Genomic DNA, 12,930 nt, shown 5'->3' with positions numbered 1-12,930 from the left:
GCAGTTGCCGGCGCACGTGCAATCGTGAACACGCCCATCGATTCCCTGCAGATCGGCATGCGCCGCCCGCTGGCACGCCCCGACGGTCTCGACCGGATGCTCCAGACCATGGCCGCAGCGTTGCCTGGCCAAGGTGTCAATGTGCGCAGTCCAAGCGCCGCCACGCCTACCGCTCCCACCTCATCAAGTTCCATGCTGCTGACGTTGGCCAACGCGCAGGCAAGCCTCGGAAAACTGCTCCGGCGGCCAGTCGTGAAGCCGGATGCGCTCGAACCCGAAAGCAAACCCGATCTGGTCGCGCTGCACTTCGCGCCACACGCTGCGCCAATCCTCGGCAAGTTCGGCAAAGTGCCGCGCGTCGTCCATTTTCATGGCTCGTGGGTCGACGAACACCGTACCGACCGCAGCGCTGCTTTGCTCGGCCCCTTGCGCTACGGTCTCGAGTGGACGGTGTATCACGGCGGCACGCGTCATATCGTGCTGTCGCGTGAGTCGGCCGACGTCCTGCATATGCGCTACCGCGTACCGGAGGAGCGGATTCGTGTGGTGCCAGGATGTGTCGATACCTCGCGCTTTGCGTTGCGCGCCACCAGGAAGCAGGCGCGCAAGCGCCTCGCCATGCCGCAAGACCGGCCGGTGCTGCTGTGCGTGCGGCCGCTCATCCCGCGCATGGGGCTTGACGAACTGATCGACGCGATCTTTGTGGTCAAGCTGGTGGTGCCCGACGTATTTCTTGTCATCGTCGGCGCCGGGCCGGAGCAGGAGTCGCTCGCCGCCCGCATCGTCGCACGCGGCCTCGAAGCCCAGGTGCAGCTCGCGGGCTTCGTCTCCGACGATGCGTTACCGCAGTACTACCGCGCCGCCGATCTGACGGTCGTGCCTACCGTCGCGATGCAAGACTGCGGGCTGACCGCAATCGAATCGCTCGCCACAGGTACCCCGGTTCTGGTGACAGCCGAAGGTGGCGCCGCGGAAACGGTAGCGCGCCTATCGGATCATCTGGTGCTGTCGTCGGGTGGTTACCAGGCGCTCGGCAATGGAATTACCGACGCGTTGCGCGGCGTGCGCGTGATGCCGAGCGCCGATGCTTGCCGGCGTTACGCACGCAAGCATTTCGACGATGCGGTAGTCGCAGCGCAAATCGCCGAAGTCTATCGCGACGCAATAGAGACGTACTGAGCGACACGCCCCTGCCGCCATCGCGCAAGCAGCGCGGCATCTCTCGAACCGGTTGCCGCTTCTTCAGACGCATCGCTCTGAAGAGCTCGCCAATTCGGTATTCACATTTCTTAAGGAAAACTTAAATCGTCATATAGGTGAGGGTTAAATGCGCCTCTATGCTTCTTGAGAAGCATATGTATCCGCCGTTACGTTTTGTCACCAGAACAGCGTCAACTCCTTTGATCCGGCTAGCGTTAAACCGGCAGCGCTGAACCTTTTCAGCCGCCACACAAGGAGTTAAATCATGAAGAAGATTTTCGCTGCTCTCGCTTCCGCCCTGCTCGTTTCGACGGCCTTCGCACAGACTGCTGCTCCGACTGCGGCACCGGCCATGTCAGGCGATCAACAAACTCAAGCGGCTGGTCAGGCCAACCTCAAGGCTGGCGGCGCCACCTCCAACGACGCAGCGAAGACCGACGCCTCGGCCAAGCAAGCCAGCACGGGTGCCGACAAGACCGAAGCCAAGGTGAAGGCCAAGAAGACCAAGAGCGGAACTGCTCACGTACAAAAGACCCAGGCCAAGAAGGTCAGCAAGAAGAAGCACGCCGCCGTTGCCAGCGCTGAAAAGACCAAAGCCACCGGGGAAGCCAGCAAGGAGGCCAGCACCGCGCCGGTCAAGACGGACGGCGCCAAGACCGACACCGCTAAAACCAATTAAGGTGCTCGGTTCTCGACATAATCCGGCCGCCAGGTCTTAACAGTCGAAGCCGAATATGCCGTTGGGGAAGGCGAGTTTGCGGACTCGCCTTTTTTACGTAGTTGCCATGCGGACCGTGTTCAAACCGACGGGCGTCTATTTTCGTCGGGATCGGCTAACGCCATCAATTTATTGACGTCGACGATTTCTATTTCCGCATACCGCAGTTGCAATGCGCCCTGCATTTCGAACTGCTTAAGAATCTGATTGATTGTTTGCCGCGACAACGCCAGCATCATCGCGAGATCTTCCTGCGGCACCTTCAGCACGCGCCGCGACACGCCCGGTTCGCCGTAGCCGCCCGCCATCAGCAGCAAGCGGCGCGCGATGCGCTGCGCCGCCGGCAACAGCGCGGCTTCCTCGATCGCATCGAAAGCAAGCCGCAGCTTTTGCGTCAGCAGCAGGCCGAACGGGTGCCAGTATTGCGGCATGCGTTCGAGTAGCGCCGCCAGTTCCGCACGTGGGATATGAAACAACACGGAGTCGCGTTCGGCATACGCGTCGTGCGTGCGCGCGCGACCGTCGAACAATGCAATCTCGCCGAACCAGTTGACCGGCTCGATCACCGCGAGCAACGCCTCCTTGCCGGCAGCGCTCGCCGCACCAATGCGCACGAGACCATCCAGCAGGCAGTAGAGTCCGTCGTCGGGATCGCCGCGCATGAAGAGCCGCTCGCCTGCCTGCAGGCGCTCCACGCGGCCGAGTTCCGCTAGTTGCGAGCGCAACGCCTCGGGCGCCGCGCGAAACCACGCGCTGCGTTCGAGCACCGCGAGCGGGTCATTCGAGGAGAAGGATGAACTCATAGGCTGGCACCGTGCAGGACTGAAGTGCGGGGATTGTCGGCTACCCGAAGGTTTGAATTCCGTTTGGGCACGATTATGATGACTTTGACCGAGGAGCGGCACCCATGAGAACGCTGACCGAGCAGTTGACCCAGTACGCGGCCTACCACCGCGACCGGCGCAATATCGCCACGCATTTCGTCGGCATTCCAATGATCGTGCTGGCGCTCGCGGTACTGTTGAGCCGCCCTGCATGGATGGTCGCCGCGCTGCCGTTACCGGTCTCCCCGGCATGGGTGTTGTTCGTAGTGGCCACGCTCTACTATCTTGTGCTCGATGTGCCGCTCGGCCTGATGATGGTCGTCGTCTCGGCACTATGCCTCGCCTGCGGCCAATGGCTTGCCGCCCAATCCACGCTGACCTGGCTGGCTGCCGGCATTGGTCTCTTCGTGGTCGGCTGGGTGTTTCAGTTTGTCGGCCACATGGCCTACGAGCATCGCAAGCCCGCCTTCGTCGACGATCTGGTCGGGCTGCTGATCGGTCCGCTGTTCGTGCTGGCCGAAGCGTTGTTCGGTTTTGGCTGGCGCCCGGCGCTACGCGAAGCGATCGAAGCCGAAGTGGGCGCGACGCGTATCAATCCGGATCGCGCGCCAGCGCATCACGGGCGTTGACGCGTCCGGCGGCGCAGACAGAATCAATCGCACAAACGCTGTAATACGCTGGGGTTAGCGTTCGCTGAACGCGCTTCAGCGCGGCGCAAAACGCACCAGCCGCACGCCGTGCAATGCCGTCAGGCCTACCGCCAGCCAGATTGGCACATAGGTGGCAAGTTGTTGCGCGGTCAACGTCTCGCCCAGCAGCGTGACGGACACCAGCACCAGCAAGACCGGTTCCACGTAGCCGAGGATGCCGAACAGCGCCATCGGCAACAGGCGGCTCGCCTTCAGATACGACGCCAGCGCAACCGTGCTCAGCGCGCCGAGGCCGGGCAGCAGCAGGAAAATCATATCGAGGCGCCCCGCCACCAACGTCAGCGAACCGCCGATCACCACTTGCGCAATCGCGAACGGCAGCAGCAAGGTCATTTCCAGCGCGAACGCCGTCAGTGAATCCGCGTTGATTTTGCGGCGCAGCACGAAGTACGGCGGATAGCCGAGCGCGACCAGCAGCGTCGGCCATGAAAACGCTCCCGTCGCCCAGAGTTCATGTGCGACGCCCACTGCCGCGCAGGCCACCGCGAGCCACTGCAAGCCGTCGATGCGTTCGCGATAGTAGAGGCGCCCCACTAACACCATCGTCAGCGGCAGCAGGAAGTAACCGAGCGAGACTTCCAGCATGCGACCGTGCAACGGCGCCCACAGGAACACCCAAAGCTGCGCACCGAGCATCGCCGCGCTGGCCGCGAGCGCAAGGCCGATACGCGGCTCACTCACGGCTCGCGCCACCAGTTGCCGCAACAGCGGCAGGCGCTGCCGCAGGGCAATCAGCAAGAGTGCGCCGGGGACGGTCCAGACCACGCGCCACGCGAAAATATCGAGCCCGCTCAAAGGCGCGAGCAGTTTGACGTAGGCCGATAGCAATGCAAACAACGTCGAGGCGCTGACCGACAGTGCGATGCCCCGTCCCGGTTCATAAGTGTTCATCGGATGGATGCCCTCATGCGGGCATGCGTAGCACGCGCCGAGCAAGGCGACGCGGCACGGTGTATTCTCATTGGAAAATTTGTCTCTCAAACGCGCAGCGCCTGACATGCGGCGCTAGTCATCGCGATTCGTTTCAGTTTGATGATGCTCATGACGCAAGCCGGCATTCTAGACGTCTTGCCGGTAAGACGCGCCGCCGCGTGTTTGCGCGCAAGCGCGCTTCTTGCTTGATCACCCCGGCTCGTCCGGCGAATGCGCCGTCCCTGCGGACACTCAGTCCGCTCCTTCCTGACGCTCGCGACACCGTTCAGTGTCGCGCCCGTAAACACCCCTGCTGACAGAAAACCGTCACCGGAACGTGAAAACTGGAGCAAGCATGACTCAGCCAGCCCTATCGCAGGATGTCTCGCCCGATTTCGCCGCCGAGGTTCGCGCCGGGCTCACCCATGCGCCGCAGAAGGAGTTGCCGTCCAAATACCTGTATGACGAAGTCGGCTCCGCGCTGTTCGAAGTGATCACCGTGCTGCCCGAATACGGCGTCACGCGTGCGGAAGAGCGGCTCCTCGCCAAGCACGCGGCGGACATCGTGGCGCAGCTTCCGCACGACGTCACCGTTGCCGAACTGGGTAGCGGCAGCGGGCGCAAGACGCGGCGAATTCTGGAAGCGCTGTGTAAAAAGCGCCCCACTTCGTACTGTCCGATTGAAATTTCGCGCAGCGCGTTGCAATTGTGTCGGCGCGAACTGGGCGATATCGAGCGCATTTCGATCGTCGGCTACGAGCGCGATTACCTGGCGGGTCTCGCGGAGGTGAGCAAGAAACGCGCGTCCGGCGAACGGTTGCTGGTGCTGTTTCTCGGCAGCACGATCGGCAATTTCGGCCGCCTCGCAGCGACGCGCTTTCTGCGTTCGATCCGCAGCATGCTGGCGCCCGGCGACGCGTTGCTGCTCGGCACCGATCTCGAGAAGCCGATCCCGGTGCTGGTGGCCGCTTACGACGATCCGATCGGCGTCACCGCGTCCTTCAACCTGAACCTGCTCGCGCGCATCAATCGCGAACTGGGCGGCGATTTTCCGCTCGATGCGTTCGAGCACGTGGCGCGCTTCAATCCCGACGCACGCAGCATCGAAATGCATCTGCGCGCGCGGCGTCCCGTCACGGCGCACGTGCGCGCCGCGCAACTGACGGTGACGCTCGAAGCAGGCGAGACCATCTGGACCGAGAGCAGCCACAAGTACCGGGCCGAAGAAGTTCATGCGATCGCCGACGACGCCGGTTTCGCCTGCAGTCATCAGTGGGTCGAGCGGGAATGGGGATTCGCGGAGAGCCTGCTGGTGGCGCAATAGGGTTGGTTTGACGTGCGCGCGACGGCGTCTCGCCATCACGCGCGCCACGTCATCCGCGGCACTTCGCTCAGTGCTGCTCGAAGCGGTCGTAGCGCTTCTCCGTCAACCGCTCTTCGCCGGCCACTTCGCTCACGCGAGCGGCCGGCGGCCCGTGGCGCAGCCACGAGAGCATCCGGTCTACCTGATTGGCCGGTCCCTGCAAGATGGCTTCAACCGAACCATCGTCGAGGTTGGCCACCCATCCTTTGATACCGAGCGCGTGCGCCTGGCGTACCGTCGCGTGGCGGAAACCCACGCCTTGCACGACGCCGCGCACCCGCACGTAATACGTTTCGATCCGCGAATCCAGATCCGGGCCTGTCATGCCATCCTCTCTGTGAGCAATCTTTCAAGCCGGCATTCTAGTCGCGTCGTGACGAGAATGCTTGCACGAGATTAAGCATAAGAATGACTCGCGGCGCGACACGCGGCGCACGCGCCACGTACAATCCGACGACCGCCACGCAGGGAATTGGAAAAGAATGATGGATCAGAACCGCGATCTCGTACTCGTCACCGGCGCTTCCGGCTTTGTCGGCTCGGCGGTAGCGCGCATCGCGCAAGAGAAGGGTTTCAAGGTGCGCGTGCTGGTGCGCGCCACCAGTCCGCGCCGTAACGTCGAGGCGCTCGACGCGGAAATCGTCGTGGGCGACATGCGCGACGAAGCATCGATGCGCGTCGCGCTGCGCGGCGTGCGCTATCTGCTGCACGTCGCGGCCGACTATCGGCTGTGGGCGCCGGACCCGAGCGAGATCGAACGCTCGAATCTGGAAGGCACCGAAGCCACCATGCGTGCGGCGCTCAAGGAAGGTGTCGAACGCATCGTCTACACCAGCAGCGTGGCGACGCTGAAGGTGACAAGCTCCGGCCAGTCGGCCGACGAGACGTCGCCGCTCAAGGCCGACCAGGCGATCGGCGTGTACAAGCGCAGCAAGGTGCTGGCCGAGCGCGCGGTCGAGCGGATGATTGCGAAGGACGGCCTGCCCGCGGTGATCGTCAATCCGTCGACGCCCATCGGCCCGCGCGACGTCAAACCCACGCCGACCGGCCGCATCATCGTCGAGGCGGCGCTCGGCAAGATCCCGGCCTTCGTGGACACGGGGCTGAACCTCGTGCACGTCGATGACGTCGCGGCCGGGCACTTCCTTGCGCTGGAACGCGGCAAGATCGGCGAGCGCTATATTCTCGGCGGCGAGAACCTGCCGCTGCAGGCGATGCTCGCCGATATCGCCGCGCTCACCGGGCGCAAAGCTCCGACCATCAGCCTGCCGCGCTGGCCGCTCTACCCGCTGGCGATGGGCGCCGAGGCGGTCGCGAAGATCACCAAGCGAGAACCGTTTGTGACCGTCGACGGTCTGAAGATGTCGAAGAACAAGATGTACTTCACGTCCGCGAAGGCGGAACGCGAGCTCGGCTACCGTGCCCGGCCCTACCGCGAGGGTCTGGCCGATGCGCTCGAGTGGTTCAGGCAAGCGGGGTATCTGAAGGCGTAACGACGGGTCATCTGGACTGACCCGCATCAAACCTCTGGACAGACCCGCACGCACTTTGTTACAACGTCGCCCGACCCGCGGCGGGCCGCAGCCCGCGCGCAACAGGTAAAATCGCGGGTCTTACCAGAGAATCCTCGCATGAACCTTCACGAACAGCTCGGCGCGCTTGAAGTGGGCGTCGATCAGCTTATCCAGGCTGTCGTGGCCCCGCAGGCCCAAAACATCCCAGAGACATCCGCAGCAAACGCAACGCCCGAGGCGCCTGCTCAGCAGGCTGGAGCGGCTGTGCAGGCTGCATCCACGCCGGCCTCGGCACCGGCCGTGGCGAGCGAAAACACGCCGGCAGTTGCGACGGATGCTGCAGCGGCAGCACCGGAAGAAACGCACGCAGAAGTGGCAACGCAAGCTGCCGCAGCAGCAACCGCCGCGCAAGAAGAGAAGCCCACGCTATCGATCGGCCGCCCGGCCCAGAACGAAATCACGATGACCATCAGTGGCAAGACGGTGTCGCTGCGTCCCGAGCAGGTGGGTCAGTTGATCGAGGAGCTGTCGAATGCGCGTGCCTCGATGACGCCCGAGCCGCCCATGGGCGTGCCGCCCGGCTGGCGCTTCGTGTCGACCCGCAATCCGGTCATGGCCGTGCAGAAGCAGTCGAACGGCGACCGCTTGCTGATCATGCGTCATACCGGCCACGGCTGGGTGCCGTTCTCGTTGTCGCCGGATAACGTGATTCAGTTGTACGCGCTGCTGACGCAGCGGTAATTCACGGGTTTTGATGCGGCGGCGCTACCGCCGCGCTGGCCGCACCGTCTTGAAACCCGTGTTGCAACAAGCGGCGACGCCTTGCACGCCGCCGCGCCCTGCAGTTCTACCTCGCGGCCTTACCGATCCTGCTGCACCGGCGCCTGCACACGCGCCTTCCACTGACCACCCTTGCCGCGCCAATAACGCACCGCTGACGCAAACGTCGCGCCGACATAGAACAACGCCACGAGCGGCAGAAACGGCGCCCACAGCGGCGAGCGGCCGTAATAGCGCAGCATTGGCGCATACGCGCAGCACATCGCCGCCCAGGCGAGCCACGCGGGCCAGCACAGCGGCCCGAGCGCCAGCGCCGCGACCGGCGGGATCAGATAGATGATCGTCATACCCGCCAGCGTCCCGGCCAGCAGCCACGCGGAGTAGTGCAACTGCGTGAACGCGGTGCGCGCGATCATGTTCCAGATCTCGCGCCAGTTGTCGTAGGGGCGCAGCGAGATGCTGCGCGCCGCCACGTCCAGCCGGATCGGATGACGCCCTTGGCCCCGATGCTTGATACGCGCAGCGAGACTGCAATCGTCGATCAGTTCGGCACGGATCGACTCGATACCGCCCGCTTCTTCCAGCGCCGTGCGCCGCACCAGCATGCAGCCGCCGGCCGCCGCGGCCGTCTTGTTGCGCGGGTTGTTGACCCACGAGAACGGATACAGCTTGGCGAAGAAAAACACGAAGGCGGGAATCAGCGCCTTTTCCCAGAACGAGTCGCAGCGCAGCCGCACCATCAGCGAGACGAGGTCGCGCTGTTCCGCATCGGCACGGGCGACGAGCTGCGTCACCGCATCCGCAGGGTGGCCGATGTCCGCATCGGTCAGCAGCAGAAAGTCGGCCGGCAGACCCAACGTCCGCACCGCCTCGATACCTTGCGACTGCGCCCAGACCTTGCCGGACCAGCCCGGCGGCAGCGGCTTTGCGGTGAGCACCGTCAAGCGGTCGGGGCACTGCAACTGCAGCGCGGCGGCGCGGGCAGCGTCGGCGGTGCCGTCGGTGCTGTGATCGTCGACGACGATCACGTGGAACGGACCCGGGTACTCCTGGGCGAGCAGCGTGCTGACCGCTTGCGCGATCACATCGGCTTCATTGCGCGCCGGCACCACGGCGGCCACCGCCGGCCAGGCGTCGCGCGGCGTGCTCGCGAGCGGCGCCGCGGGACGCGCCCGCCAGAACCCGCCGCGGAAAAACAGCAGCACACACCAGATCAGTAGCGAAAGACACGACAGAAGAAACAGAACCACCTGCATTACGCGTTGCCCTCAATCGAAGTGGCGCGCATGCTGACGCGCCGGGACAGCCACATCGCGAGCGCGCGCGCCGTGACAACAAACCAGTCGAAGCCATCGAGCGCCGGCCGATGGCGGAAAACATCGTAGCCTGCGCGCTCGAAGCGCTCCAGAATCCGCAGACCACCTTGGACAATGCCGCACAGCACGAGCCCCGCGCGGCCGGGCAGGCGCAGCGCGAGCGGCGCCCCGCGGATCAGCATCGTGCGCGCGCAGGCGACCTCGTAGGCCATCATGGCGCGCCACGCATCGTCGACCACGCCGTCAGCGATGCTGGCCTCGCGCACCTTGAAGCGCGCGAGATCGCTTTGCGGCAGGTAGACGCGGCCTTTTTTCCAGTCGATCGCGATGTCCTGCCAGAAATTGATCAGATGCAGCGCCGTGCAGATCGTATCGGAATCGGCCAGATTGGCCGGGCTCGCCGCGCCGAACAGGTGCAGCAACAACTGACCCACCGGGTGCGCGGAACGCCCGCAATACGCGAGCAATACCGAGCGGTCCGCGAAGCGGGTGGTGTCGATCTCCTGATGGAGCGCCGCGACCAGATCGTAGAGCGGCGCGAGCGGCAGTTTATACTGTGCAACCACGCCAGCGAGCTTGCCGAACAGCAGCGGATGCACCGGCGCCAGGTAGCCGCTGGCCACGGCGTCGAGGCCAGCATGGAAATCGGCGAGGCGCGCATGGCGCTCAGCGGCGCTCCAGTCGCCTTCCTCGACGATATCCGCAGCCGTACGGGCGACCTGATAGATCACGCCGACGGGAGCCCGCAACGCCTTTGGCAGAAATGCACCGGCGATCGGAAAGTTTTCGTATTGGTCGGCTTCCATGCGGCGAGCCTCGAATCTATTCGTAATGCGGTTGTAATAATCCACCGCAGGGCCACATAGTTTAAGGGTTCCGCACCGGGACTGCAGCGCGCAATTCTTGCCGGACGGGCCTTACAGGCTACTTGAGGCGGACCCGGCCAGAGCAAAGCGCGCCCGATAGCGTTAGAATGCGCGTTTGGTTTTCGTCTACCGGCTTTACGTCGGGTTTTAGACATCAATTATTATCATGGTCGCGGCGATAAAGTCGTTTTTACCGGCTTCTTCGAAACCTGCGTCAGTCGGAGTTCGGCAGCCTATGCGAGTCATCCTTGCTCAACCCCGTGGCTTTTGTGCGGGGGTGGTCCGGGCGATCGAAATCGTCGATCGCGCGTTGCAGCAACACGGCGCACCTGTGTATGTGCGTCACGAAATCGTCCACAATCGGCATGTGGTCGACAACCTGCGTCAAAAAGGGGCGCGCTTTGTCGAAGAACTCGATGAGGTGCCGGAAGGCGCCGTGGCGATTTTCAGCGCGCACGGCGTAGCCCAGAGCGTCGAACGCGCCGCGGAACAACGCGGCCTCGACGTGCTCGACGCGACCTGCCCGCTCGTCACCAAGGTGCACGTGCAGGGGCGCCAGTACGTGGGCGCCGGCCGCACGCTGATCCTGATCGGCCACGCGGGGCATCCCGAGGTTGAAGGCACGATTGGCCAGATCCCCGGCCCGGTGCTGCTGGTGCAAAGCGAGGCCGAGGTCGCGCATCTGGACTTGCCGCTGGACGCACCGCTTGCCTACGTGACGCAGACGACACTGTCGGTGGACGACACGCGCGGCATCATCGACGCATTGCAGCGCCGCTTCAGCAACATTGTCGGCCCGGATACGCGGGACATCTGCTATGCCACGCAAAACCGCCAGGCAGCGGTGCGCGAGTTGAGCACGCAGGTTGAAGTGTTGCTGGTGGTGGGCGCGACGAACAGTTCGAACTCGAACCGGCTGCGCGAGATTGGCAGCGAAACGGGCGTCCCGAGCTATCTGGTTGCGGATGGTTCGGAAGTGAAGCCGGAATGGTTTGCGAATGTGCAGACGGTCGGCATCACGGCAGGTGCTTCGGCGCCTGAAGAAATGGTTGAAAACGTAATCGATGCGCTGCGCGCATTGGGGCCTGTCGACGTATCGACGATGGCGGGCCGTGAAGAAAAAGTTGAGTTCAAGTTGCCGTCAAAGCTGACGCAACCTCTCGCCGCACGCGAAGTTTAAGGAGGACATCTTGTCTATTCCGTTGCTCCAGAAAGTCCGGGTTGGCGCATACATCATGCGTCAGCACCTGTCGCGCAATAAGCGCTATCCGCTGGCACTGATGCTCGAGCCGCTGTTCCGCTGCAATCTTGCGTGCAATGGTTGCGGCAAGATTGACTATCCGGATCCCATCCTGAACCAACGCCTGTCGCTCGAAGAGTGTCTCGGCGCAGTGGACGAATGCGGCGCACCGGTCGTTTCGATTGCAGGCGGCGAGCCGCTGCTGCACAAGGAAATGCCGCGGATCGTGAAGGGCATCATCGCGCGCAAGAAGTTCGTGTACCTGTGCACGAATGCGCTGCTGATGGAAAAGAAGATGGACGACTACCAGCCGAATCCGTACTTCGTGTGGTCGGTGCATCTGGACGGCGACGAGCAGGCGCACGATCACTCGGTGTCGCAAGAAGGCGTGTACGTGAAGGCCGTCGCCGCGATCAAGGAAGCGAAGCGCCGCGGTTTCCGCGTCAACATCAACTGCACGCTGTTCAACGACGCCGTGCCGGAGCGCGTTGCGAAGTTCTTCGATACGGTCAAGGAAATGGGCGTGGACGGCATTACCGTCTCGCCGGGTTATGCGTATGAACGCGCGCCGGATCAGCAGCACTTCCTGAACCGGGACAAGACGAAGCACCTGTTCCGCGAGATTTTCAAGCGCGGCAACAATGGCAAGAACTGGTCGTTTAGCCAGTCGGCGATGTTCCTGGACTTCCTGGCCGGCAATCAGACGTATCAATGCACGCCGTGGGGCAATCCGGCGCGTACGGTGTTTGGCTGGCAGAAGCCGTGCTATCTGGTCGGCGAAGGGTATGTGAAGACCTTCAAGGAACTGATGGAGACGACGGAGTGGGAGAAGTACGGTACCGGTAACTATGAGAAGTGTGCTGATTGCATGGTGCACTGTGGGTTTGAGGCTACCGCTGTGATGGATACGGTGACTCATCCGCTGAAGGCTCTTAAGGTTTCGCTGCGCGGGCCTAAGGTTACTGGTGAGTTTGTTAAGGATATTCCTCTGGATAAGCAGCGGCCTGCTGAGTATGTTTTCTCGCGGCATGTTGAGATTAAGCTTGAGGAAATTGGCAGGGCTGGGAAGGGGAAGAAGGTTCAAACGGCTACAGCTCACTAAAAGCTGCCCGCTTTTGGGGCCCTTCGCGGGGCTTCCTCTTGCTCTTGTTGTTTGCTTGAAGCGCATCGGGGTTTTGACGGTGCGCTTTTTGCTTTTTTTGTTGCCCTTTTCAGGTGGGTTTTGCCTGCGGCGCTTTTGGTTTTCTTAGGGTGTTGGCCTTTCCTTGATTTCTTAGTGGTCTATTAGCTTCGCCCCTGCGCGGGGCGGCACTTACTTTCTTTGCCGCCGCAAAGAAAGTAAGCAAAGAAAGCGGGCTTCACACCGCTAGCTCGTAGTGAGCCATCTCTCGTCTTGAGCCGGAAACGGCCCAAGACGAGACCTGCCCTCGCATTTCCCACGTTAGTGACACAGCAGTCATCCGTTCCAGCGTCGCGCTGCGCGCCCC

General features: G+C 63.1%; 13 protein-coding genes. 8 read left to right on the top strand and 5 right to left on the bottom strand.

Going from position 1 to position 12,930, the window contains the following annotated elements; all coding sequences use genetic code 11:
- Positions 1–24 precede the first annotated feature (24 nt).
- Positions 25–1,179 (top strand): glycosyltransferase family 4 protein, encoded by a 1,155-nt coding sequence (locus BLQ92_RS35755; protein ID WP_244106120.1) that lies wholly within the window; start codon positions 25–27, stop codon positions 1,177–1,179.
- 286 nt (positions 1,180–1,465) lie between these two features.
- A complete protein-coding gene (locus BLQ92_RS35750; RefSeq protein WP_090694656.1) occupies positions 1,466–1,879 on the top strand; it encodes a hypothetical protein in 414 nt (137 codons plus the stop codon).
- A gap of 119 nt (positions 1,880–1,998) precedes the next feature.
- On the opposite strand, the gene BLQ92_RS35745 is transcribed toward BLQ92_RS35750, so the two are convergent.
- Positions 1,999–2,721 carry a Crp/Fnr family transcriptional regulator gene (locus BLQ92_RS35745; RefSeq protein ID WP_090694653.1) on the bottom strand — a complete coding sequence of 241 codons (723 nt, stop codon included), beginning with the start codon at positions 2,719–2,721 and terminating at the stop codon, positions 1,999–2,001.
- Positions 2,722–2,825: 104 nt separating this feature from the next.
- Here BLQ92_RS35745 and BLQ92_RS35740 point away from each other — a divergent pair, with 104 nt between their 5' ends.
- Positions 2,826–3,371, top strand: a complete 546-nt coding sequence (locus tag BLQ92_RS35740) for an Mpo1 family 2-hydroxy fatty acid dioxygenase (protein ID WP_090694649.1) — start codon at positions 2,826–2,828, stop codon at positions 3,369–3,371.
- 75 nt (positions 3,372–3,446) lie between these two features.
- Here BLQ92_RS35740 and rarD read toward each other — a convergent pair whose 3' ends face one another.
- Entirely contained in the window at positions 3,447–4,343 is an 897-nt protein-coding gene (gene rarD, locus BLQ92_RS35735) for an EamA family transporter RarD (protein ID WP_090694645.1), read from the bottom strand.
- Between the two features lie 376 nt (positions 4,344–4,719).
- On the opposite strand from rarD, the gene egtD reads away from it, so the two are divergent.
- Positions 4,720–5,688 (top strand): L-histidine N(alpha)-methyltransferase, encoded by a 969-nt coding sequence (gene egtD, locus BLQ92_RS35730; protein ID WP_090694641.1) that lies wholly within the window; start codon positions 4,720–4,722, stop codon positions 5,686–5,688.
- A gap of 67 nt (positions 5,689–5,755) precedes the next feature.
- Here the strand turns inward: egtD and BLQ92_RS35725 are convergent, their stop codons facing one another.
- Positions 5,756–6,052 carry an acylphosphatase gene (locus tag BLQ92_RS35725; RefSeq protein WP_090694637.1) on the bottom strand — a complete coding sequence of 99 codons (297 nt, stop codon included), beginning with the start codon at positions 6,050–6,052 and terminating at the stop codon, positions 5,756–5,758.
- A gap of 157 nt (positions 6,053–6,209) precedes the next feature.
- Between BLQ92_RS35725 and hpnA the strand changes: the two genes are divergently transcribed.
- Both hpnA and BLQ92_RS35715 read left to right on the top strand, forming a co-directional pair.
- Complete coding sequence (gene hpnA, locus BLQ92_RS35720; protein ID WP_090694631.1) at positions 6,210–7,220, top strand: hopanoid-associated sugar epimerase; 1,011 nt, start codon at positions 6,210–6,212, stop codon at positions 7,218–7,220.
- 138 nt (positions 7,221–7,358) lie between these two features.
- Complete coding sequence (locus tag BLQ92_RS35715) at positions 7,359–7,982, top strand: hypothetical protein (protein WP_090694627.1); 624 nt, start codon at positions 7,359–7,361, stop codon at positions 7,980–7,982.
- A gap of 119 nt (positions 7,983–8,101) precedes the next feature.
- Here BLQ92_RS35715 and BLQ92_RS35710 read toward each other — a convergent pair whose 3' ends face one another.
- Positions 8,102–9,277 (bottom strand): glycosyltransferase, encoded by a 1,176-nt coding sequence (locus BLQ92_RS35710; RefSeq protein ID WP_090694623.1) that lies wholly within the window; start codon positions 9,275–9,277, stop codon positions 8,102–8,104.
- Positions 9,277–10,143 (bottom strand): squalene synthase HpnC, encoded by an 867-nt coding sequence (hpnC, locus tag BLQ92_RS35705; protein ID WP_090694619.1) that lies wholly within the window; start codon positions 10,141–10,143, stop codon positions 9,277–9,279. Before hpnC ends, BLQ92_RS35710 begins: the two co-directional genes overlap by 1 nt.
- A 295-nt stretch (positions 10,144–10,438) precedes the next feature.
- Between hpnC and ispH the strand changes: the two genes are divergently transcribed.
- Positions 10,439–11,383: a 4-hydroxy-3-methylbut-2-enyl diphosphate reductase gene (gene ispH, locus BLQ92_RS35700; RefSeq protein ID WP_090694614.1), complete on the top strand. Its 945-nt coding sequence runs from the start codon at positions 10,439–10,441 to the stop codon at positions 11,381–11,383.
- Between the two features lie 10 nt (positions 11,384–11,393).
- Positions 11,394–12,545: an adenosyl-hopene transferase HpnH gene (gene hpnH, locus BLQ92_RS35695; RefSeq protein ID WP_090694608.1), complete on the top strand. Its 1,152-nt coding sequence runs from the start codon at positions 11,394–11,396 to the stop codon at positions 12,543–12,545.
- Positions 12,546–12,930 lie beyond the last annotated feature (385 nt).

This window comes from Paraburkholderia phenazinium (assembly GCF_900100735.1).
Classification (GTDB): domain Bacteria; phylum Pseudomonadota; class Gammaproteobacteria; order Burkholderiales; family Burkholderiaceae; genus Paraburkholderia; species Paraburkholderia phenazinia.
Note: the sequence above shows the minus strand (reverse complement) of the source record. Positions and strands in the feature narration are given on the sequence as shown.